The sequence below is a fragment of the Rhodovastum atsumiense genome (genome assembly GCF_937425535.1).
GTDB lineage: Bacteria > Pseudomonadota > Alphaproteobacteria > Acetobacterales > Acetobacteraceae > Rhodovastum > Rhodovastum atsumiense.
In genome coordinates this window covers 1-12,285 of sequence record NZ_OW485601.1, presented here as the reverse complement: position 1 = coordinate 12,285, position 12,285 = coordinate 1, and the positions used below count along the sequence as shown (strand labels likewise).

The 12,285-nt window shown below is 69.4% G+C and carries 12 protein-coding genes; 4 read left to right on the top strand and 8 right to left on the bottom strand.

Annotated features, from left to right (window positions below; all coding sequences use genetic code 11):
• Positions 1-16: 16 nt before the first annotated feature.
• The 4 genes from hutU (at position 17) to NBY65_RS00045 (ending at position 4,242) form a co-directional block, all read left to right on the top strand.
• Positions 17-1,687, top strand: coding sequence for a urocanate hydratase (gene hutU / locus NBY65_RS00060; protein WP_150043833.1), 1,671 nt, complete (start codon positions 17-19; stop codon positions 1,685-1,687).
• 273 nt (positions 1,688-1,960) lie between these two features.
• The gene (locus NBY65_RS00055) at positions 1,961-2,338 is read left to right on the top strand and encodes a hypothetical protein (protein WP_150043800.1); all 378 of its coding nucleotides are present in this window, start codon (positions 1,961-1,963) and stop codon (positions 2,336-2,338) included.
• The gene (locus NBY65_RS00050) at positions 2,335-3,807 is read left to right on the top strand and encodes an aldehyde dehydrogenase family protein (RefSeq protein ID WP_150043798.1); all 1,473 of its coding nucleotides are present in this window, start codon (positions 2,335-2,337) and stop codon (positions 3,805-3,807) included. The genes NBY65_RS00055 and NBY65_RS00050 overlap by 4 nt, the downstream gene beginning before the upstream one ends.
• Positions 3,808-3,888: 81 nt before the next feature.
• Positions 3,889-4,242: a hypothetical protein gene (locus NBY65_RS00045; RefSeq protein ID WP_150043796.1), complete on the top strand. Its 354-nt coding sequence runs from the start codon at positions 3,889-3,891 to the stop codon at positions 4,240-4,242.
• Here the strand turns inward: NBY65_RS00045 and NBY65_RS00040 are convergent.
• The 8 genes from NBY65_RS00040 to NBY65_RS00005 all read right to left on the bottom strand — a co-directional run.
• On the bottom strand, positions 4,228-6,216 hold the full coding sequence (locus NBY65_RS00040) for a DUF2075 domain-containing protein (RefSeq protein ID WP_239003037.1): 1,989 nt from the start codon (positions 6,214-6,216) through the stop codon (positions 4,228-4,230). The genes NBY65_RS00045 and NBY65_RS00040 overlap by 15 nt on opposite strands.
• Positions 6,217-6,327: 111 nt before the next feature.
• The gene (locus tag NBY65_RS00035) at positions 6,328-7,482 is read right to left on the bottom strand and encodes a GNAT family N-acetyltransferase (protein ID WP_150043792.1); all 1,155 of its coding nucleotides are present in this window, start codon (positions 7,480-7,482) and stop codon (positions 6,328-6,330) included.
• Between the two features lie 27 nt (positions 7,483-7,509).
• Positions 7,510-7,977, bottom strand: a complete 468-nt coding sequence (locus NBY65_RS00030) for a RidA family protein (RefSeq protein ID WP_150043790.1) — start codon at positions 7,975-7,977, stop codon at positions 7,510-7,512.
• A 56-nt stretch (positions 7,978-8,033) separates the two neighbouring features.
• Positions 8,034-9,260, bottom strand: coding sequence for a BaiN/RdsA family NAD(P)/FAD-dependent oxidoreductase (locus NBY65_RS00025; RefSeq protein ID WP_150043788.1), 1,227 nt, complete (start codon positions 9,258-9,260; stop codon positions 8,034-8,036).
• An 85-nt stretch (positions 9,261-9,345) separates the two neighbouring features.
• Positions 9,346-10,107, bottom strand: a complete 762-nt coding sequence (locus NBY65_RS00020; protein ID WP_203330656.1) for a DnaJ domain-containing protein — start codon at positions 10,105-10,107, stop codon at positions 9,346-9,348.
• A 327-nt stretch (positions 10,108-10,434) separates the two neighbouring features.
• Positions 10,435-11,211, bottom strand: a complete 777-nt coding sequence (locus NBY65_RS00015) for an arginyltransferase (protein WP_150043786.1) — start codon at positions 11,209-11,211, stop codon at positions 10,435-10,437.
• Positions 11,212-11,249: 38 nt separating this feature from the next.
• Positions 11,250-11,741: an RDD family protein gene (locus NBY65_RS00010; protein WP_150043784.1), complete on the bottom strand. Its 492-nt coding sequence runs from the start codon at positions 11,739-11,741 to the stop codon at positions 11,250-11,252.
• Positions 11,738-12,285 (bottom strand): penicillin acylase family protein (locus NBY65_RS00005; protein WP_250265605.1); only part of this gene is annotated, 548 nt, incomplete at its 5' end. The genes NBY65_RS00010 and NBY65_RS00005, both read right to left, overlap by 4 nt.

Genomic DNA, 12,285 nt, shown 5'->3' with positions numbered 1-12,285 from the left:
CAGATGGACATGCCCCCTGATGACCCGCATCGACAATGCCCGGAGCATCCGCAGTCCGCGTGGGACAACGTTGTCGGCGCGCAGTTGGCAGACCGAAGCGCCGCTGCGCATGCTGATGAACAACCTCGACCCGGAGGTGGCGGAACGCCCGGCCGAGTTGGTGGTCTATGGCGGCATCGGTCGGGCCGCGCGCGATTGGGACAGTTTCGACCGCATTGTCGCCGCGCTGCGACGCCTGGAGGCGGATCAGACCCTGCTGGTGCAATCGGGCAAGCCGGTCGGTGTGTTCCGCACCCATGCCGATGCGCCGCGCGTGCTGATTGCCAACTCCAATCTCGTGCCGCACTGGGCAAACTGGGACAGTTTCCACGAGCTCGATCGCAAGGGGCTGATGATGTACGGCCAGATGACAGCGGGGTCGTGGATCTATATCGGCAGCCAGGGCATCGTGCAGGGCACGTATGAGACTTTCGCCGAGATCGGCCGTCGGCATTATGGCGGCGACCTGACGGGAAGATGGATCCTGACCGCGGGGCTGGGTGGCATGGGCGGTGCCCAGCCGCTGGCCGCCACCATGGCCGGTGCCTCGCTGCTCGCGGTGGAGTGCCAGCCCTCCCGCATCGAGATGCGGCTGCGTACGCGCTACCTCGACCGGCAGGCGCGCGATCTTGACGAGGCGCTGGCGATCATCGCGCAGGCGACGCGCGAGCGACGGCCGGTCTCGGTCGGCGTGCTGGGCAATGCGGCTGAGGTTCTGCCGGACCTGCTGAAGCGGGGCGTGCGCCCGGACGTGGTGACCGACCAGACCTCGGCGCATGATCCGGTCAATGGCTACCTGCCGCGCGGCTGGACGCTCGATCGCTGGGAACAGGCCCGTGCGAGCGATCCCCGTGGTGTCGAACGGGCCGCCAGGGCGTCGATGGCCGACCATGTGCGCGCCATGCTGGGCTTTCACCGCCTGGGCATTCCCACCTTCGACTACGGCAACAACATCCGCCAGATGGCGAAGGACGAAGGCGTGGACGATGCCTTCGATTTTCCGGGATTTGTTCCGGCCTATATCCGCCCGTTGTTCTGCCGTGGCATCGGGCCGTTCCGCTGGGCGGCGTTGTCGGGTGATCCCGAGGACATCTTCCGCACCGATGCGAAGGTGAAGGAACTGCTTCCCGAGGATCGGCATCTGCATCACTGGCTCGACATGGCCCGTGCGCGCATTGCCTTCCAGGGATTGCCGGCCCGCATCTGCTGGGTCGGGCTCGGCGATCGCCACCGCATCGGGCTGGCCTTCAACGAGATGGTGGCACGCGGCGAGGTATCGGCGCCGGTGGTGATTGGCCGCGATCATCTTGATGCCGGCTCGGTCGCCAGCCCCAACCGCGAGACCGAGGCCATGCGTGATGGCTCGGATGCCGTGTCCGACTGGCCGCTGCTGAACGCGCTGCTCAATTGCGCGTCCGGTGCCACCTGGGTGTCGATCCATCATGGCGGTGGCGTGGGCATGGGCTTCTCGCAGCATGCCGGCATGGTCGTGGTCTGCGACGGCACGCCGGAGGCGGCGCGACGGATTGCGCGCGTGCTCTGGAACGATCCGGCCAGCGGCGTCATGCGGCATGCGGATGCGGGGTACGACGACGCATTGGCCTGCGCCCGCACCCATCGGCTGGATCTGCCCGGCATTCTTGCCTGAGGCGGATGGCCGGGCTCCACCGCCATTGTGAAGCACGGCTTCCGGCTGGTGCGGCAACCGGTGCCTGGATGGCTCCGTTCGGGGGCACAGGTGACAAAACCTTGGGATGCCCGGAGCCCATCCGCGCATGTAGTTCATTCGTTTCCACGACTTCGCTGGTCCCGGGAAGATGGGGACGATGCGAACGACTTGCCGGCAACCTCGGGGTGATGAAAGGGGGGTGAGAGGGCAATCGGCGAATATTCGTCACCGATCGTCGCTGGGGACGGCCTTGTGGATTTGAGGAAGATTCGGGTCGATTCTGGAGATAATTCGAAAAAAGATGACCTTGTCTACGCAATGCCCGGTATCGACCATCGTGCCTGGGCCGGGTTAGTGCTGGTCAAGGCCGCCGCTTTGGCGGCAAAATCGAAACCGGATGCAAGCCGGTCCCGTTTCGTTTGCGGCGCCGAGCGCCTGGCAGGGGCTGTTGGGCCATGCCTTAACAACAACAAGAACCAGCATTGCGAGGACAGCTTGCGCAAGACAGACATCGTTTCCGGGCTGCGTGAAAGTGAGGTCCGGCAGCACGGCCTGTCCCGGTTCAGGACGGGCGGCGAAGGAGGGCAGACTCCTGCCATGGCGGGCCGCCCCCCCGGAGCGGCGCAGTGAGCCCGCCCGCCCCGTATGACGGGTTCGATCGCCAGCCGATCGGCGGCAGTTGGCGCCACGGCAGCGGCAAGGCCACGATCCGCGACGAGGATCCCTATCGTGGCGAGACCATCCTGGAAATTCCCTCTGCGGGACTGGCAGATCTTGATGTCGCCTATGCCACCGCCCGCGTGGCCCAACCCGCCTGGGCCGCGTCGCTGCCGACGGTGCGGGCCACGGTGTTGCGTCGTGCGGCCTGCATCATGCGGGCACGTCGCGGCGAAATCGTCGACTGGCTGATCCGCGAATCCGGCAGCACCCGTCTCAAGGCGGAGATGGAATGGAGCGCGGTGCATGCGGTGATGCTGGAAAGCGCCTCGATGCCCTATCGGGTGGAAGGGCGCATCCTGCCCGGCGACGTCACCGGCAAGGAGTTCCGGGTCTATCGTGGCCCGGTCGGCGTGGTCGGCGTGATCAGCCCGTGGAACTGGCCGTTGCAGCTCACGGCGCGCTCGCTGGCGCCGGCACTGGCTGTCGGCAATGCGGTGGTGGTCAAGCCTGCGTCCGACACGCCGGTCACCGGCGGCCTGCTGCTGGCGAAGATCCTGGAAGAGGCCGGGTTGCCCGAGGGCGTGTTCAGCGTCGTCGCCGGCGCCGCGCGCGAGATCGGTGATGCCTTCGTCCTGCATCCGGTCCCGCGCGTCATTTCCTTCACCGGCTCCACCGGGATCGGGCGGCATGTTGCCATGCTGGCCGTGCAATCCTCGATGCTCAAGCGCACCGAGCTTGAGCTTGGCGGCAATGGCAGCATCGTGGTGCTGGAGGATGCGGATCTCGATCAGGCAGCGAGCTGCGCCTGTTTCGGCAAGTTCCTGCATCAGGGCCAGATCTGCATGATCGCCAACCGGCTGATCGTGACGGATGCGGTGTACGACGCCTTCCTCGACCGTTTCATCGCTTATGTACGGGGGCTGCGGGTTGGCGACCCTGCCGACCCGTCAACGATGATCGGACCACTGATCAACCGGCGCCAGCGTGATGCCTTGCTCGCGCGCATCCGGCTGGCACGCGAGGCGGGGACGCGCGAAGTGCTCGGCGGCGAGCCTCGTGGCCTGGTCGTGCCGCCACATGTCTTCGCCGACGTGGCCAACGACTCACCGCTCGCCCAGGAGGAATTGTTCGGCCCGGTCGCGCCGGTGATCCGTGCCGCCGACGAGGAGGAGGCGCTGCGTTTCGCCAATGCCACGCAGCAGGGGCTTTCCGGCGCCGTGTTCACCCGCGACCTCGAACGCGGTGTCCGCTTCGCCCGGCGACTGGCGGTGGGCATGGCGCATGTCAACGACCATCCGGTGCACGATCTGCCGAACAATCCGTTTGGCGGTGAGAAGAACTCCGGCTTTGGTCGTTTCGGCGGGGACTGGGCGATCACCGCCTTCACCACCGACCAATGGGTCACGCTGCAGCACGAGCCTGCCAGCACACCTTTCTGATCCGCCACCTGTCGCAATCCGGTGCGTGGGCGGGCCGCGGGGGACGTCCGGTCAGCGCCATCGATACGGGAAGCCGACACCATGCCGCATGACATTGCCCGCGACTGGATGCTCCATTGGCTGGACCAGCATGCCTTCCATCCGGTGCTGCAACTTGACGCGGAGGCCGTCCCGGCAATGCAACGCCAGGAGTTGCGCGCGCTGCAACATCGCGTCCTGATACAGGCTGACCGGTTTCGTCAGGCCGATTCGGCAGGAGCGGTGCTGACGCGATTTCGTCACGACCTGCGCTCGACGCGGATGCGCGAGGTGGAGCGACGCCTGCGGGCCTTGCGCCTGCCGACGATCGGGGATCTGCATCTGTCCTTCGAGGATCTTGCTGCGGGTCTCGGCGTGGAGTCGGGGGGCGGCGGACCAGCTTCAGAGCAGGAGTGACGGTTCCGCGGTCGCGCCCGTCTTCACCTCGTCCGCGTCGCTCAAGGCGGTGACGCCACAGGCGCGCAGGGTATCGGCGACGGCATCGAATTCCACGGGGTGACGCGTGGGGTCCACGGCCGCGCCGCGCGGCACCCAGATCACCGTCCCGTAGCGCGCCCGCGTCAGCAGCACGCGATAGGTGTTGATGCGGTTGGCGATGGCCTCCGCTCCGCGCGGGATCTGCCAGCGCGTGCCGACGAAATCCCGCACCAGCCAGTTCCCGCGCGCGCGGATCAGGTCGCCACCCCAACAGAGCCCGACATGGTCCAGTTCGAGACCCTGCACCGAGAATTCGCTTGCCACCACCTCCAGCGCGTCGGAGGCGCGCACATCGGCGGGCCAGCGGTCCAGGAACCAGTGCGCGACCGTGGCGGCGTCCATATGCGGCAACTCCGCGCCCAGCCCGTCCGCCCGCAACCGCTTCGCCCCGGAACTGGCGACCAGCCCGGCCCGCCGTTCGCCGCGGCAACGGGCGCGGAGTTGCGCGCGCATTCCATCGAGGTCGCGGGTCAGCACGAAGGGCAGCGGGCCGTGGTCGCGTGCGATGGCGGCGGCTTCGTCGCAGGCGTTGCGCAGCAGCGCATCCACCCAGGGCGCGGCGAAGGGATTGCGCAGGTTGCGCACCGGCACATCGAGATGCAGGTCCGGGACGATCCGCAGCCCGGGCAGGGCGGGCAGGCGCTGGCGCGGATCGGCTTGCCGCAGGACGGGCTCGGCTGCCAATACCTGCCAGCACGGGCGCGTCGCCAGGGCGTTGCCCCATTCCGCCAGCCCGCCTTCGCCGTCATGGATCTCCTGCCCGCCGCCAACCAGGCAGACCAGCACCGCCCAATCCCGGTGCCGGGCCATGATGTCCAGCAGGTGCCCCGGTTCCGAATCCGACAACTGCACCTCGCGGTCACGGCTTTTTCGCACCGCATGCGCGCGCGCCCAGGCCCGCTGCGCCTCGTCGATGACGGCGACGTGCTCGGGCGGCACATGGCCGCGCTGGATCGCGTCGTCGCGGAATCCGGGCAGGGCCTGGATCGCCGCCTTGGTGCGCTGGCGGGCGGCGCGCAGGCTGGTGCCTCCGGGGGCCGCGGCATCACGGGCGAGCGCCTCGCGCAGCACGTGGACCAGGGTGGGATTGCCGGTGAGGAAGATGGTGCCCTGGTCGCGCCCGGCGCCGAAGGTGGCATTCAGGCCGCACAGTGTCTTGCCCGCGCCGGGGATGCCGGTCACGAACAGCACGAGGTGCCGGCTTTCGACTTCGGCGCCGCGAACCGCCGCCAGGATGGCTTGCGTGGTCGCGGTCAGGTTGCGCGCCCCGGCCTGGGCGGTGGCGATCTCCTGCACGCCGTGATGCGAATAGAGCGTGCAGGCGGCGTCGATGATGCCGGGCACCGGGCGATACGGCGCGTCTTCCCAGGCGGTCACGTCCAGTGGCCGCGCCGGGACGGGCAGGCGTCGCCAGAGATCGCGCAGCAACCCGGCCAGCGTGGCGGCATTGGCGTCCAGCACCTCCGTCACCGCCGGGATCAGCAGCGGCCAGGTCACCGGCCGGGCCGGGGCATCAGTGGCAACCAGGATCGGCACCACCGGATGCGCGCCGCTCGCGGCATGGAAGTCGCGCAGGTCGAGCGCGTAATCGTCCACCTGCCGCCGGTCTGCCGCCTCGTGGCGCGCCGCGCCGATCTTGAACTCCAGCACCAGAATGGCGCGCGGGGTCGCCAGCACCGCATCGATCCGGCGCGACAGGCGGCGCATCGGATATTCCAGCACCATGCGCCATGACGCCGCGTCCGGCCAGTCGGCCAGCGCCGCCCGCAACGCCGCGATCGAGGCGGTCCAGGCGCGCAATTGCTGCGGTTCGTTGCGCCGGAAGCGCTGCTGGTCCTGCCAGGCCAGGCGATGCGCGAGCGCGGCCGGATCGGCCGTCAGGAAGTCACTCACCCGGTACGAGATCACGTGTGCGCCGCCCCGGCCAGGTTGCCAACAGGATCGAGGCCAACATCAGCGCGAAACCGATCGACAGCGCAACGGTCATCTGCTCGCCGGGCGGCGTCAGTCCGTTTCGCCCGCATGGCGGAACGGCGAGAATTCCGCCAGGGCCGCCATTTCCGCTATCTTCTGCGCCCGTTCCTGGTCCAGGAACTCGGCCACCGCCCGGCGCAGGGCGGGATGGGCGATCCAATGCGCCGACCAGGTCGGCTGCGGCAGGTAGCCGCGCTGGATCTTGTGCTCGCCCTGCGCGCCGGCCTCGACCCGGGCCAGCCCTTGCTCGATCGCGAACGCGATGGCGCGGTAATAGCAAAGTTCGAAATGCAGGAACGGCCACTCGCCGCGGCAGCCCCAGTTGCGGCCATAGAGCGTGTCGGCGCCCATCAGGTTCAGCGCCCCGGCCTCCCAGCCGCGTGGCGAGCGGGCCATCATCAGCACCACCTTTTCCCCGAGCCGCTCGCCCAGCAGGGTGAAGAAGCGCCGGGTGAGATAGGCGCTGCCCCATTTGCGGTCCACGGTCGAGGTATAGAAGCCGTAGAACGCGTCCCAGTCGCGCCGGCCGATGTCGCCGCCGCGCAGGGTGACGAATTCCAGGCCGCAGTTCTGGGCGTCGCGGCGTTCGCGGCGGATGCTCTTGCGCTTGCGGGCGTTCAGGGCGGCGAGGAAGCCCTCGAAATCACCGTAGCCGGCATTCTGCCAGTGGAACTGCATGCCGGTTCGCTGCAGCCAGCCGGCCTCGCCGAGCGCCTGCCATTCGGCTTCGGTGCAGAAGGTCACATGCGCCGAGGACAGTCCGAGTTCCGCGCAGGCCTGCGCCAGTCCCTCCGCCAGCGCCGCCGGCGGCACGCTGCGCGTCAGCAGGCGCGGGCCGGGCACCGGGCTGAACGGGCTGGCGATCTGCAACTTTGGGTAATACTGCCCGCCGGCCCGCTCGAAGGCGTGCGCCCAGCCATGGTCGAAGACGTATTCGCCATAGCTGTGCGACTTCGCGTACATCGGCGCGACCGCCACCACGTGCCCCTTGCCGTCGCGCAGCACCGCGTGCTGCGGCAGCCAGCCGGTGCGCGCGCCGGCCGAGCCGCTGTCCTCGATCGCCGAGAGGAAGGCATGCGAGACGAACGGATTGCCCTCGCCGCCGCAACCATCCCAGGCGGATGGCGCGATATCGGCGATGGCCTTGTGCAACGTCAGCGAGAGCGAGGTCGATCCGTCCGGCATGCCCTTTCAGGTAGGGACGGGTTGCGATCAGGCAATCCGGAACATGCCCTCGACTTCCACCGCCGCGTCCGCGGGCAGGGACGGCACGCCGACCGTGCTGCGCGCATGCCGCCCGGCATCGCCGAACACGGCCACGGCGAGGTCGGAGGCGCCGTTCATCACCTGGGCATGGCCGGTGAACTCGGACGGCGCGGCGATGAAGCCGCCGAGGCGGACCACCTGCTGCACCCGGTCGAGATCGCCGCCGCAGGCCACCCGCAATTGCGCCAGCACGTTGATCAGGCAGAGGCGCGCGGCCTGCTGCGCCTGCTCGACAGAAACCCCGGCCCCGACCTTGCCGGTGACCGCCACCTTGCCGTCGACCGCCGGGATCTGGCCGCTGACCACCACCAGGTCGCCGGTCTGCACGAAGGGGACGTAATTGGCCAGGGGCGCCATCGGGGTCGGCAGCGTGATCCCCAGTTCCTGCAGCCTCGCCTCGATCCTGCCAGCCATCGCCGTGCGATCCTCCATCTGATGCCGGGACACTCTGCGCGACGCCTGCCCGCCGCTCAAGCGCGGGCCAGCCATGCAAGCGCCCCGCGCCCCGCGGCGCCGCCGGTGGCCAGGCAGGCCTGCAACAGGTAGCCCCCGGTCGGCGCTTCCCAGTCCAGCATCTCGCCCGCGGCGAACACGCCGGGGCGGCGGCGCAGCATCCAGTTTTCGTCCAGTTCGTCCATCGACAGCCCGCCGGCGGTGGAGATCGCCCTGGCGAGCGGGGTCGGCGCCTGCAGGCGCAGCGGCAACGCCTTCACCAGCGCCACCAGATCGGGTGCCGCGCCGCCATGCAGCGCCTCCTGCACCAGTCCGATGCCGACCGGCGGCAGCCCGCCCGCCTTGCGCAGGAAGCCCGACAGCGAGGCGCTGCCGCGCGGCCCGCCCAGCCGCCGGTCCAGGGCCGCGCGGTCGCTATCGGGGCGCAGGTCGAGATGCAGCGTCACCGGCCCCTCGGCGGCGATGGCGTCGCGCAACGCGGCCGAGAGCGCGTAGACGGCGCCGCCCTCGATGCCGGTTTCGGTCACCACCGCCTCGCCGCGGACGACCCGGCCGCGGAAGGACAGCGCGATGCGCTTGAGCGGTGTGCCGGCGAAACGGCTGCGGAACACCTCCGACCAGTCGATGACGAAGCCGCAATTGGCCGGGCGCAGCGGTGTGATCGCGCAATCGGCCAGCAGCGTGGTCCAGCCGCCATCCGAACCGAGCCGGGGCCAGGACGCGCCGCCCAGGGCCAGCACGACGGCATCGGCCCGCACCGGCGCCGCGCCGGCGAAGGTAAGCGCCCCGTCTTCGGTCCAGCCGGTCCAGCGCTGGCGCAGGACGAAGCGCACGCCCCTCGCTGCCAGCCGCCCGAGCCAGGCCCGCAGCAGCGGCGAGGCCTTCATCGCCCGCGGGAACACGCGTCCGCTGGAGCCGACGAAGGTCGGCTGCGCCAGCCCTTCGCACCAGGCGATCGTGGCCTCGGGCGGAAAGGCGGTGATGGCGTCCTGCAGCCGGGCGCGGGCGGAACCGTAACGATCGAGGAAGGCGTCAAGGTGTTCGCTATGGGTCAGGTTCAATCCGCCGCGCCCCGCCATCAGCAGCTTGCGGCCCGGAGATGGCATATGATCGTAGACAGTCACTGCGGCTCCGCCGGCGGCAAGCGTTTCGGCGGCCATCAATCCCGCCGGTCCGGCACCGATCACGGCGACGGTGGCAGGTGGGGCAGAAGGTGGGGCAGGGGGGGCGGCATCATCGGACATGGCGGCATCATGCCGTGCCGGGGAACCGTGGGCAGCCATCCACGGGCGCATTTCGGTTGAGCGCCCATGGAAGGGCGGCCGCGGCCTATTTCGTGCCGGCTGCCCAGCCCAGGCGGGAGAACAGGCGCTGCAGCACGACGAAGATGCCCAGGCCGCCCAGGAAGACGCAGCCCCCCACCAGCGCGGCATCCACGCCGCCGGTGGCCGTGCCGACCGCGATCGTCAGCAGCAGGTCCATGGCCAGGAACACGACCAGGCCGACGATGACGGCATCGGAAAGTTTCTTTGCCATCGCCGTCACCCGTCCCCGCGTGGTGTGCCGGCCCGCCCTGGACGTGGTGGCGGCCTGGGCATAGGCGCGGGCCTGGGCGGCGCGGCATTCCTCGTCCAGCCGCGCACGGGCCGCGGCCTCGGCCTGCCGGCGGGCCTGGTCGGCCTTGATCTGGGCGAACATCCGGGCCCGGGCCGCCCGGGTGGCCTGCCGCAATGCCTCGACATCGGCCTCGCGGCGGGACTGGGCCTGGCTGGTCGCACCGGCCTGGCGGCGAGGGCTGGCTTGCGCCGCCGCACCGGTCTCGCGGCGGGCTCTCTCCGGGCCGGCGGCGCCGGCCTCGTGGCGGACTCCGGCATGGGCGGAGCCGGTCCTCAGGGTGCGGTCATAGGCGGCACGCCGCTCCGGATTGCCGAGAACGGCATGGGCTTCGTTGATGGCCTTGAAGGCCGCTTCGGCATGCCTGTTGCCGGGATTGCGGTCGGGGTGCAGGCGCATCGCCAAGCGGCGATAGGCCTGCTTGATCGCTGCTGCATCGGCATCCACGGCAATGCCGAGTACATCGTAATGGTTCACGGCGGAAGCCTGACGCAATGTATTTGTTATGATTTAGCACCCTATCGCGGGACGATCCAGCTTTTCGTGGAACACCACCGAAAAGTGTAATCAGTACAATTTTTTCCGCAAATATTCCTGGTGCGCATTTTGTTGCCATTCCCGCATCGCTGGCACCGTCACCGCCATCCACGACAGCAGCCGAGAGCAAAACATGGAGTTCCGGCCACGGTTGATATCAATTCGTAACGAAATCGTGACGCCGATACCTTCTCCACCGCCGGCTTTCCTGCGGCGTGCCCTTCGCGGCTTGCCGCCGGGGGTGCCTTGTTCCGCTCTCGCCTCGGGTCAGCCGGCGGTTTCCGGAACCAGGGCCCTGGCACCCGCCGGCGTGGTCAGGTCGGCCTCGGTCAGCACCCGCCACACGCCGCCGGCGAGGATCTCGCTGGGCTTGAAGCGGGCCTTGTAGGCCATCTTGCGGCTCTCCGGCACCCAGTAGCCCAGGTAGACATAGGGCAGGCCCGACAGGCGCGCCCGCTCGATCAGCCACAGGATCGTGTAGGTGCCGATCGAGCGTTTCTCCAGGCCCGGCGCATAGAAGGAATAGACCGCCGACAACCCGTCGCCGAGGCGATCGGTCAGGCAGGCCCCCACCAGCCGGTCGCTCTCGTCGCGGAACTCCGCGATGAAGGTGTCGATCGGGGTGTCTTCCACCATGGCGCGATAGTCGTAGAAGCTCATACTCGCCATGTCGCCGTCGCGGTGGCGTGCCTGCTGATAGCGCTGGAACAACTGGAACTGCTCGGCATTGGCGCGCGCCGGCACCTCGTAGCCTTCCAGTTGCTCGTTGGCGCGCGCGATGCGGCGCAGCGTGCGGTCGGGCTGGAAGTCGCGCACCGGCACGCGGATGGGGATGCAGGCGTTGCAGCCCGGACAGACCGGCGCATAGGCGATGTTGTGGCTGCGGCGGAAGCCGGCCCGCGACAGGCGGTCGTGCAGCATGTCGGCTTCCGGGCCGGCGATTTCCGTGACCACCTTCCGCTCGATGCGGCCGGCGACATAGGGACAGGGCAGCGGCGCGGTTGTGTAGAAGAACTGGGGGCGCCGCGGGGGCTTGTAGCTCATACGGTGGGGGGACCTCCCACGGGCATGTTCCAGCCCGGTTATCGCGTCGTCAATGGCGAGAGCATGTCGCGCCGCACCACCACCAGCCCGGATACCAGGTCGTGAAGGGTGCGATTGCGCGTCGTCAGCAGTGCCACCGCCAGCCAGAACGCGCCCAGCGCCAGGGTCAGATAGAACCCGCCGACGCTGATCAGCGCCTCCAGCGTATCGGGGCGGCGCAGGTCGGCGTCCCGCCGCACTACCAGGTCCATCATCATCTGGCCGGGCGTGGCGGCCCAGGGGCCGGCCAGGAAAAGAAAGTGGTACAGTGGTGGTGCCACCGGCAGCAGCGACAGCAGCGGCATGCCCAGGCCCAGCGTGACCAGGCCGAACACAAACAGCAGCGCCCACAACGCCGTCATCAGCACCGCCAGGATGACCACATCGATTCCGAAGGCCATCAGGCGCCGCACCAGCACGCCCCGGGTCAGCCAGTCTTCCTGCAGGACGGCGGCCCGGGACGGTGGCGCGGGCCGGAAGCGATCGCTCATGGCTGGGCTCCAGGGGTCAGGTGCAGGCGGACGTCCACCACCTCGGGCTCGGCGCGGATCGTCACCATACCGCCATCGCGCCAGCGTTCGATGAAGTTTCGCGCCAGCCGGCTGGCCGGGTTGCCGGACTGGCCGGGCACCACCATGAACAGGCTGCGGTCCGGGTCGGCAAGGTCGAACACGCCGCGCAGCCCGGCGCCATGCACGGCATCGAAGCTGCCCGGGCCCATGCCGGCACGGAACAGCGTGGAGTCGTCGCCCGGCGCGGCGATGCGCGCCCCGGCCATGCCGCCCAGGCGGCCGAAGGCGCGCAGGATCGGATGCTCGAATCGGGCCTCGTGCGCCGTTCCCCAGTGCCATGACGCCGGATCGGGGCCATAGGCGGCGCTGAGTTCGGCCGTGGCCGCCGCCAGCGCGTCCGGCAGCAGCGCACTGCAATCGCCGCCGCACAGGGCCGCGCCGCCCGGGCCGAGTGCATGCGGCACCAGGGTGGTCCAGGGGGCCGCGGCCGCGCGCGCCGCGGCCGGTACCCCGGCGCGGGCCA

Excerpts from the sequence above, each read along its gene's own strand:
- NBY65_RS00010 (WP_150043784.1), bottom strand. The coding sequence starts at position 11,741 with ATGAGCGATCGCTTCCGGCCCGCGCCACCGTCCCGGGCCGCCGTCCTG.
- NBY65_RS00025 (WP_150043788.1), bottom strand. The coding sequence starts at position 9,260 with ATGTCCGATGATGCCGCCCCCCCTGCCCCACCTTCTGCCCCACCTGCC.
- NBY65_RS00035 (WP_150043792.1), bottom strand. The coding sequence starts at position 7,482 with ATGCCGGACGGATCGACCTCGCTCTCGCTGACGTTGCACAAGGCCATC.
- NBY65_RS00015 (WP_150043786.1), bottom strand. The coding sequence starts at position 11,211 with ATGAGCTACAAGCCCCCGCGGCGCCCCCAGTTCTTCTACACAACCGCG.
- NBY65_RS00030 (WP_150043790.1), bottom strand. The coding sequence starts at position 7,977 with ATGGCTGGCAGGATCGAGGCGAGGCTGCAGGAACTGGGGATCACGCTG.
- NBY65_RS00045 (WP_150043796.1), top strand. The coding sequence starts at position 3,889 with ATGCCGCATGACATTGCCCGCGACTGGATGCTCCATTGGCTGGACCAG.